General features: G+C 46.3%; 8 protein-coding genes and 1 pseudogene. 7 read left to right on the top strand and 2 right to left on the bottom strand.

Annotated features, from left to right (window positions below):
• Positions 1-322 precede the first annotated feature (322 nt).
• From B2899_RS02615 to B2899_RS02605, 3 genes are all read left to right on the top strand, one after another.
• Positions 323-757 carry a DMT family transporter gene (locus tag B2899_RS02615; RefSeq protein WP_286883865.1) on the top strand — a complete coding sequence of 145 codons (435 nt, stop codon included), beginning with the start codon at positions 323-325 and terminating at the stop codon, positions 755-757.
• A gap of 759 nt (positions 758-1,516) precedes the next feature.
• Positions 1,517-1,879, top strand: coding sequence for a cupin domain-containing protein (locus B2899_RS02610; RefSeq protein WP_146812092.1), 363 nt, complete (start codon positions 1,517-1,519; stop codon positions 1,877-1,879).
• A 282-nt stretch (positions 1,880-2,161) separates the two neighbouring features.
• A complete protein-coding gene (locus tag B2899_RS02605) occupies positions 2,162-2,479 on the top strand; it encodes a hypothetical protein (protein WP_286883863.1) in 318 nt (105 codons plus the stop codon).
• 73 nt (positions 2,480-2,552) lie between these two features.
• Here B2899_RS02605 and B2899_RS02600 read toward each other — a convergent pair whose 3' ends face one another.
• On the bottom strand, positions 2,553-2,960 hold the full coding sequence (locus B2899_RS02600; protein ID WP_286883861.1) for a GNAT family N-acetyltransferase: 408 nt from the start codon (positions 2,958-2,960) through the stop codon (positions 2,553-2,555).
• 187 nt (positions 2,961-3,147) lie between these two features.
• Between B2899_RS02600 and B2899_RS02595 the strand changes: the two are divergent.
• A pseudogene (locus tag B2899_RS02595) lies at positions 3,148-3,312 on the top strand (hypothetical protein); the annotation flags it as partial.
• Positions 3,313-3,886: 574 nt separating this feature from the next.
• Here the strand turns inward: B2899_RS02595 and B2899_RS02590 are convergent.
• Positions 3,887-4,243: a group I truncated hemoglobin gene (locus B2899_RS02590; RefSeq protein ID WP_146812088.1), complete on the bottom strand. Its 357-nt coding sequence runs from the start codon at positions 4,241-4,243 to the stop codon at positions 3,887-3,889.
• 1,057 nt (positions 4,244-5,300) lie between these two features.
• Between B2899_RS02590 and B2899_RS02585 the strand changes: the two genes are divergently transcribed.
• The 3 genes from B2899_RS02585 to B2899_RS02575 form a co-directional block, all read left to right on the top strand.
• Entirely contained in the window at positions 5,301-8,051 is a 2,751-nt protein-coding gene (locus tag B2899_RS02585) for a cation-translocating P-type ATPase (protein WP_146812087.1), read from the top strand.
• Positions 8,048-8,884, top strand: coding sequence for a diaminopimelate epimerase (gene dapF / locus B2899_RS02580; protein ID WP_286883856.1), 837 nt, complete (start codon positions 8,048-8,050; stop codon positions 8,882-8,884). Before B2899_RS02585 ends, dapF begins: the two co-directional genes overlap by 4 nt.
• Before the next feature lie 18 nt (positions 8,885-8,902).
• Positions 8,903-9,676 (top strand): YicC/YloC family endoribonuclease (locus B2899_RS02575; RefSeq protein ID WP_286883854.1); only part of this gene is annotated, 774 nt, incomplete at its 3' end.

Genomic DNA, 9,676 nt, shown 5'->3' with positions numbered 1-9,676 from the left:
TCATGATTTTCACAGAAAAAGGGAGTTGCATTATAAACGAAATGAAAAGGTAAAAAGTTTCAATATTTAAGGATATAAATACAAAAAATCCCCTCCCGGTCGGCTAACCGGAGAGGGGATTTTTGCTCTTACTCTGACAAGAATATTTTACCATAGAGTAAGGGGAGTCGTCATGCAAATGTCATTTTTGCCGAAATTGACCGGAAGGCTACACAGAAGAGAGTCGAAGAAGCATTGGAGACGGCACGGTCTTTCTATAAACTGGCATTCATGCTTAAATTGGAAGTGGTGATTGAAGAAACAGCTTAAGGAGGGAAATTAGGTGAATTGGTTATTTGTTGTTTTTACTGTAATAGCTGGGGCAGTACTATCGGTACAGGCTGGTGTTAATGGTGCTTTAGGAAAGAAGGTAGGCACCATTGAGGGATCGTTTATTTCTTTTACAGTCGGTACTTTAGTTTTGTTTCTTTTAACCATATTTATGGGAAAGGGAAATATCTTAGCTGCTTTTTCGGTCCCGAAATGGCAGTTGATAGGCGGATTGCTTGGGGCTATATATGTTTTTGTTATGATACTTGCTGTACCTAAAATTGGAGTAGGCTCTTCGCTTATAGCTGTGATTGCTGGTCAAATGTTAGCAAGTACTCTTATTGATCATTTTAACGTTTTCGGTGGGAAACAGATTCTTATCGATTGGAAAAGGATAGTAGCACTCATATTATTGGCGTTTGCTTTATATCTGTTTAACAAGAGGTAGAAAGGCTGAGTAATTGGCGCGAAAATGGTGTAATTTTGGCCGGGGATTGGCGCACTGCTTTATGATAGGATGTTATGATGATAGTGTCGGAAGATAAGCGAAAAGGCCGTCCCAACGAGGGAGCGGGCCTTTAATTTTTTAGATTAGCGGTGACGACGGCAACGAACAACTACAGTTCTGTTTCTGCAACGAAAGACTACAGTTTGACCAGGTCTCAGTGTAATAACTTATACACGGCGGCGACGATCCATATCTATTCCCTCTTTTAGAACTACCATTCGACACGAAAAATTAATTTCTTACAAATGAAAAGGAAAATATCCCCTTTTGTCGAATGGTTTAGCAGGGAGAGATCATACTATGCCAAAAATAAAAAATGTGGAAAAGAGAATTTGGGAAATTGAAGGTTTCGATGCTAATTTTAAACATTCTACTGGATGGAGATGGAAAGCCAGTTAATCGACAGACAAAATTAGGAACTGTTCGGTATACATATCTTGACGATTAGGTGATGTGTAAGAAGGGCATTGGTGTAAGTAGTCTCTTAGAAGAACGGCAAAATATAGGGTCGGGTGAAAAAGTCACTCGGCTTTTTATTTTGCCTTGGAGGTGGGGGAGATGTAGTGGTAAAGTCCGCACCACTTATCAAAAAAACAAAAAATTTGAGATTTACAGATTTCTATCTTTACTCGTAAATTGTATTCTTGTATAATTCTATTAATTCCAATAAAATTAATATGTTTAAAGAGGCGATATGATATGGCAAAATTAACTATGCAGAAGAAGAATCTAAATACGCCCGATAAAGTAGAGACGTATGGCTTAATCAAGAAGGAAAATGTGTTTCTTGATGGTGTCGAAGTCCACCGTGTCACTTTCGAGAAGGGAGCAAAATGGTCTAACGATTTAAAGCCGCATGCAGGGACGGAGAGTTGCCTTCTCCCTCACGTTGCCTACGTGCTGTCGGGCCGTCTAGGGGTTGTCATGGACGACGGATCTGAGGAGGAATTCGGACCGGGTGATATTATGATGTTGCCTCCTGGTCATGATGCTTGGGCGGTTGGTGACGAAGCGTGCGTCTTTATTGAATTCTCGGCCGGCACGAACTACTACACGGACTAAGCACTACGACACAAATCATAAAACCTTGACGATTCATGATCCGGTTGTTGAAATTCTGACGATAGGGGAAATTATGGTTACTATAATAGGTAGGTAAGTCGCTCAGCAGAGCGGCTTTTTCTTTTGTTCTGGCAACCAAATTCACAAAACAAACTCAACTCAAACCAGATTATGGAGGTGGGTGGGATGTAGTGGGACGAGAAAGAAATCCGAATCGCAGAAAAGTGTTTGAAATGTGGAAAGAGAATGGTATCAAGTCTAACTTTTAGGAAAGGAGTGTAGATGATGATAACGTATGAGTACGAAAACGGTATTGTGTATACTATTGAAACGATTGAAACAGATGAGCAAACAGTTACCGTTAAAACTATCGCTTCTAATGTTCGTTATGACGAGACTACAGGGGGGTTCGAAGAATATACCCCGCAAATATCTCCTGTAATAGACCGACAACAAATCGCTATGGATGCTATCATGGCAGAGATGGCGGATATGGAAGCAAGACAAACACAAGCGATAGATGCGCTTATGACAGGAATGATGGAATTATACGCACAAAACGAAGAGGTGAAAGCAGAGATTGCAGCGAACAGCAAATAACAACATAACAAACGTCTTTCCAAATGGAGAGGCGTTTTTATTTTGTAAGGGGACCTTAGAAGTTCATAGCTATCTAAGTTCGTCTCATAAAATGCAATTCTCCTAATTCGCTGGTGAATCCCCAGCGTTGATAAAAGGGAATCATCTCTGGTCGACAGTACAGTTCAAAATGGTTGACGTTTTTTAATGATGGATGATTAATAATAGCATCCATCAAAGCTTCTCCTATTCCTTTACCTCGATGAGTTGGATTAGCGATAACATCGAAGATAAGAGCTTTATAAACGTAATCTGTTAGAACCCGGGAAAAAGCAATAAGTTGTTTGCTTGCAGTATCGCAGAAAGCAATGACTAAAGAGTTGTCTAGCATAATTTGGATATCGGGTAATTGGCGACCTTTTGTCCACCATTCTGATTGATACATGTCATGTAACTCTTTTACTTGCTGGTCGGTTAGGGAATAGATTGTTTCATATGACATGTTTTTTCACATCTCCTCTAAATAAATTTGAATAATTAGACGGATTTAAGCGAAATGAAGTTGCAATTGTTACTTTGTATTTTTTAGAGCAGAATTTCTGCCCTTTTATTTTCCCCAACAGGGGGTGAGGAGGAAGATAAGAATGGAAGAAAGTTTACTGAAGATTTTGTTTTAACAGGGGCCGTTTGCGGCTCTTTTTGTTTGGTTATTGTTATCAACCAAGAAAGAAGCAAGGGAACGCGAGCAGAAACTCATGGAACATATAGACAAAATGGCTGTTCAATTTGAGAAGAATACAGCGGCTCTGCCGTTAAAATGCATCTGGAGCGACATAATGTTAAAGTCGTGCTGACGAGAACTGGTCCTCATTCACTTTCGTCAGCGAGAAACTTAAAGCAAAACAAACGTGAGGATTTAAATAAGCGTGTCGTCATCGCCAATGCAGCAGACTCTGATTTATTCGTTGGTATTAAGTATGTACCGTGAAAGAAGTCAGAAAAGAAGGGGGAACCCCGAATGAAGCAAGACGATGCAGAAAAAGGAATCGCGTACCTACAGGCAGTCTGAAAAGCGTCAAAGTGCCCGGATGAACAGAAAGAGATCGGCAGACTCGCGGATGAAGTACGCGCTGCAGTTGGCATGAAGAAGGTGAACGGCTGATGAGAGAGCGACTTCACGATCCATTTTTGTGGGCAGGCTTTGGCGGTCTGCTTTATCAGGTACTGAATGTGAATGGGGTTGTAGTGCCGCAAGGATTATGGGAGCTTAGATTTACTTAGCTATGCCTGCATTGGTGTGGGCGTGATTAGTGGCTACAAAGGGCCGAATAGAGAAGCATAAAGTATGCCCTACTACCCTTTATTGGGTGGTAGGGCTTTTTATATTTATAAAAGCATGAGTAAGTTAAGTAGTAAATTAGCATGATACTATTTATATATAATATCTCCTCGTAAAGTTTCCACCTTGTCTAATGCTTGAGCAATATCATCTTCACCAACACCAAAATGTGCAAGAGCATCACGAAGATGTCTAACGATAGCATCAAAGTGAGCAGGTTGTATATTCATTCCTTCGTGCACCTTTGCCATAGACCCGCCAGTGTATTGATTGGGTCCACCCAATGCGAAGCTAATAAACTTCGTTTGATGTCGGCGCTGCTTTTCCATGTCCGTATTTTTGAAAAAATGGTTCACGGTATCATCTGCTAAAACTAAATCATAGAAGTAGTCCACCACTTTAGCAATTGTCTCTTCGCCCCCGAGCTTTTCGTATAATGTGCTCATATGAACCTCCTTTTGGATAGAACAGTCAATATATATTTCCACAAAGCAGTTTGAATAATTCACTGAATCGAGAATTTCGATTTGTATGTGCTTTATCTTCCGTTAACCCAATAACTGTTAGATTTTCACCGAAAAGAGCCGTTTCGACCATTGAAATTCTAAAAAATAATAAATTTTTATTTACTAATTAGGTGTGTATCATAAAATTGCCCGTTTACTTTCACGTCACTTCACATCACTTCACATCACCATTTGGAATGAAATGGATTGGTGTGTGTTTTCGCAAAAATCTTGGTACTACCGCAAATCCCCTTAACGTTGTAAATCCGCACTTTACTGGCGGTATCCCATTTGTGCACTAAACTAGGGAGTAAAGAAGAGCAATTCGAAGAAAAACGAAGACCATGCTTTCAAAAAAATAACGTGTTATTTCGTTATTTCCCACAAGCTAAAAACGCCGCTTTTGGCCAAATTTAAACCAAAACAGCGTTTTTAATGGTTAGAATGAATATTATCGTTAGATAAACTTGTGCTATGGTTTATATCCTATGGACAAACCCTTTCATATAATGGAGTAACTCGTTAAAAGTAAGGGGGGAATATAATTGGCTCAATCTCGTCGCCGTGTTGTGGTTGTTAACTTACGTCCTGGACAAACTGCTATTGTACGTTGTAGACGTCATCGTAAAGTTCGTTAAAGAATAAAAGAGGGCGTCCCAAGGTTACTTTTGGGACGCCCTCTTATTGTTATTTCTTGTTTTTTATTGTGTAGTAAGAAATCAAACCTTCGTTGACCACAAAATTGACCACATACTTATTTTTCTATATTGCTTTTATTTAATTTTATCCGATTTATTATGGAGAGAACGCATAGTTATTTTACTTAATTTTTATTAATTTAAACTAGATTGTATGCGCCAAGCAAAAGAAACAGTATAGCATAGCGATAAGAGAATGCGGGAGTTGGAAGCAAGAAGTAGAGGCGGCTTGTCATTTTTTATAGCTTGTCAGAATAGATTAGGTGTGAAGAAAGGATCGGAGCAAAGGAGGCACCCGTATGAATGGGCAACGTTACTGGTTTAGCTATTCGGAAGAGGAGCTTGCGCATATCCTGAAAACCGATATGAAGAAGGGATTAACCGAAGAGGAAGCAAAACAGCGGCTTTCTGCATTAGGTCCCAACATCCTCGCGGAGAAAGAAAGGATTTCGCCGCTTGCGCTGTTTCTCGGACAATTCAAAGATTTCATGGTGCTTGTGCTGCTTGCGGCAACGCTCATCTCCGGATTTCTCGGAGAATATGTAGATGCCATCGCCATTATCGCGATTGTTATCATTAACGGAATATTAGGCTTTTTTCAAGAATACCGGGCGGAACGTTCCCTGTCCGCGCTGAAAGAATTGACGGCGCCGATGGCGTACTGTATCCGCGATGGACAGCTTACGCATATTCCGGCGAAAGAATTGGTTCCCGGTGATCTTATTTATCTGGAAGGCGGCGATCGCATTCCTGCCGATGTCCGGTTTCTTTCGGCGAACGGTCTGCATGTGGAAGAATCGACGCTAACGGGTGAATCAGTGCCTGTCGTAAAGAGGAGCGTTGAACTACCGCATGAGGCGATTCCGCTTGGTGATCAGGTAAACATGGGATTTATGGGCACAATGGTTACCGCCGGAACCGGGTATGCGGTCGTGCTTAACACCGGCATGATGACCGAAATGGGCAAAATCGCCGATCTGCTGCAGACAACGGAAACCATGCAAACGCCGCTGCAGCTTAAATTGGAGCAGCTGGGTAAAATCCTTATCGTTGTGGCGCTCTGTTTGACTGGGCTGGTCGTGGCCGCAGGAATTTTCCATGGGCAGCAGGTGTATGAGATGTTTCTGGCGGGCGTCAGCCTTGCGGTTGCCGCCATTCCGGAAGGGCTGCCTGCGATTGTGACGGTCGCGCTTGCGCTGGGTGTACAGCGGATGATTAAACGGCGCGCGATCGTCCGCAAGCTTCCTTCCGTTGAAACGCTGGGCAGCGCAAGCGTGATTTGTTCCGATAAGACGGGAACGTTGACACAGAATAAGATGACTGTCACCCATGTGTGGCTTGATGATACAATAGTCGAGGTCAGCGGTACAGGATACGAGCCGGAAGGAGAGTTTTTTGACGGAAACAAGACTGTGCGCGCCCAGGCGCACGGAACGCTGTATAAGCTTTTGCAGTTCGGCGTTCTATGCAACAATGCACATCTCGAACAGCAGCGCGGCGAGAAAAAGGGGCTGTTCAAAAAATTGGAAGAGCAGTGGGTGGTGAACGGTGATCCGACCGAAGGCGCTTTGCTTGTGGCCGGCGGAAAAGCGGGTATTACCCGGGCGAAATTAGAAGAAACATGGACCAGAGTGAAGGAATTCCCGTTCGATTCTACGCGCAAAATGATGTCGGTTATCGTGTCAGACCGGTACGGCAAGCGAATGCTGGTGGCTAAAGGCGCTCCGGATATGCTGCTCGCCCGCTGCACGCATATCGTATGGAAAGGGCATACAGTCCAGCTTACCCCTGCGCTGCGCCGCCAGATCATCTTCGCCAACGAGTCGCTCGCCAAGCAGGCGCTTCGCGTACTTGCTATAGCCTATCGCGAGCTTCGCCCCAAAGAGACGCCGGGCAGCGAGCAGACCGCGGAGAGAGGACTTGTGCTGGTAGGTCTTGCAGGCATGATTGATCCGCCGCGTGCCGAAGCCAAACTGGCGATTCGCCGCTGCCGGCAGGCAGGCATTAAGACTGTGATGATTACCGGCGATCACCAGGCGACTGCAGAAGCCATTGCCGACCAGTTGGGCATCCTTCCTCCGGGCGGGTTGACAGTAAATGGACAGGATTTATATAATATGTCCGATAGTGAGTTCGATTCCATTGTAGATAACGTATATGTATATGCGCGAGTATCGCCCGAGCACAAGCTCAGGATCGTAAAAGCGCTCCAGAAAAGAGGCCATGTCGTCGCTATGACCGGCGACGGGGTCAACGACGCGCCTGCCATTAAAGCGGCCGACATTGGAATTGCCATGGGCATTACCGGGACGGACGTAACGAAAGAAGCGGCGTCTCTGGTGCTGGCCGATGATAACTTCGCCACGATCGAGGCGGCCATCGAGGAAGGGCGGACGATTTATGACAACATCCGCAAGTTTATCCGCTATTTGTTGGCTTCCAACGTGGGTGAGATTATGGTTATGTTTTTTGCGATGCTGGTCGGCTTGCCTCTTCCGCTTGTGCCGATTCAGATTCTCTGGGTCAATCTTGTGACAGATGGTTTGCCGGCGCTGGCTTTGGGCATAGATCAGCCGGAGGAAGCAACGATGAAGCGGCCTCCACGTTCGCGGCACGAGAACGTGTTTGCGCGCGGATTGGCTTGGAAGATTGTCTCGCGCGGACTTTTGATTGGACTGGTGACGCTGGCGGCATTCTGGATTGCATACGAGGCGAATCCGGGGGATTTAACCAGGGCGCAGACGGTTGCATTTGCTACGCTTGTAATGGCGCAGTTGATTCACGTGTTTGACTGCCGGAGCGAGATTTCGATTTTCAGTCGCAATCCGCTGCAGAATAAATACCTGGTACTGGCGGTGTTATCTTCGGTGCTGCTTGTGCTTCCGGTCGTTTATCTGCCAGCGCTGCAGCCGATTTTTAATACGGTCGCGCTGACGGCATATGAATGGATATTTATTGTATTGCTGGCCGGAATTCCGACGTTTGCGACGGGAATGTTCTCGCTTCTGTACGCGAAGTCCGGCAGACACGGAAGGGTGAGAGAAAGTTGAATTTCACGAAGATGAATGGACTGGGCAACGATTTTATTATCGTTGCCCATTTTGAGACTTTGCCGGAGAATGCGCCGGAGCTTTCGCGCAACATGTGTGACCGGCATTTTGGTGTTGGGGCGGACGGTTTAGTGTTTATCCTTCCGTCAGATAAAGCCGATATCCGCATGCGCATTATCAATGCCGACGGATCGGAAGCCGAACAGTGCGGCAATGCCGTGCGCTGTGTCGCCAAGTATGCGTTTGACCATAAACTGGTTCAGGACGAGGCGCTGACGGTGGAAACAATGGCCGGCATCCAGCGTGTCTGGCTGACGGTAGAGAATGGGAAAGCTGTACAGGTAAAAGTCGATATGGGAGAGCCGATCCTGCGCGGAGAGGCGATTCCTGTTGCGCTTTCACAGGAGAGGATCGTCAACCATCCAATCGAAGCAGGCGGGGAGGCGTTTTCGTTTACCGGTGTTTCGATGGGCAATCCGCATGCCGTTATCTTCGTGGACGACGCACCCCGGTTTGATGTGGAGAAGTGGGGTCCCTTGCTTGAGGCGCACCGGTTATTCCCGAATAAAGCGAATATCGAGTTTGTTTCCGTTACTTCGCCGCAGGAGGTAGAGATGCGCGTTTGGGAACGAGGTTGCGGCCAGACGTTTGCCTGCGGAACGGGAGCGTGTGCGACAGTGGTCGCAGGCAGCTTGACCGGACGGACAGAGCGGCGTGCGCTCGTCCATTTGAAGGGCGGCGACCTTGAGATTGAATGGAATGAGACGGATAACCGCGTATATATGACGGGGCCTGCCGAGGAAGTGTTTGTCGGGCGCTGGCACAAGGCATAGCGGCGGGAGGTGAAGGAAATGGTATACAGCATGACGGGATACGGACGCGCAGAGAAACAGGGAGACGGCGTCTCATTTGCGGTAGAGATGCGTTCTGTCAACCATCGTTTCTGCGAAGTAGCGATTCGTATGCCGCGTGAATTTGCCGCGCTTGAAGACGAGGTGCGCAAGAAGATACTTTCTTATGTGCGCCGCGGACGCGTGGACGTTTTTATAACGGTCGAGACACAAACAGCGCCCTCCTCGCTGAAAGTGAACTGGGAGCTGGCGCGCCAGTACAAGGAAGCGGCAGAGAAAATGGGCGAAGTCTTCGGGCTTGCACCGCAGATGTCAGCCCGGGAATTGCTGCTTCTGCCGGATGTGGCGCAGGTCGGAGACGAGAAGCCGGATTCGCAAGTCTATCAAGTCCCGCTGCTTGAAGCGGTCGAAGAGGCGGCGGCCATGCTTGTCTCCATGCGGCAAAAAGAAGGACAGGCTCTAAGACAAGACGTGCTGAGCCGTATTGAAAAGATGAAGCGCCTGGTGGAAGAGTTGGCCGTATTCGCGCCAAGAGTGGCGGACGCGTATCGGGATCGGATTTTTGCACGGGTCGACGAATACATACAGGGGCGGTGCGACATCGATGAGTCGCGCCTGCTGCATGAAGTGGCTGTGTTTGCAGAGAGAGCCGATATATCGGAAGAAATTACACGGCTGCGCAGCCACTTTGTTCAGTTCGGGCAGATTGTCGAAGAGACGGATGCGATTGGCCGCAAGCTAGACTTTCTTGTGCAGGGATGCCACAGGGAAATT

This window comes from Aneurinibacillus sp. UBA3580 (assembly GCF_002375825.1).
Lineage (GTDB): Bacteria > Bacillota > Bacilli > Aneurinibacillales > Aneurinibacillaceae > Aneurinibacillus > Aneurinibacillus danicus.
The sequence above is the reverse complement of the archived record's forward strand: the minus strand, read 5'-3'. Positions and strand labels throughout refer to the sequence as shown.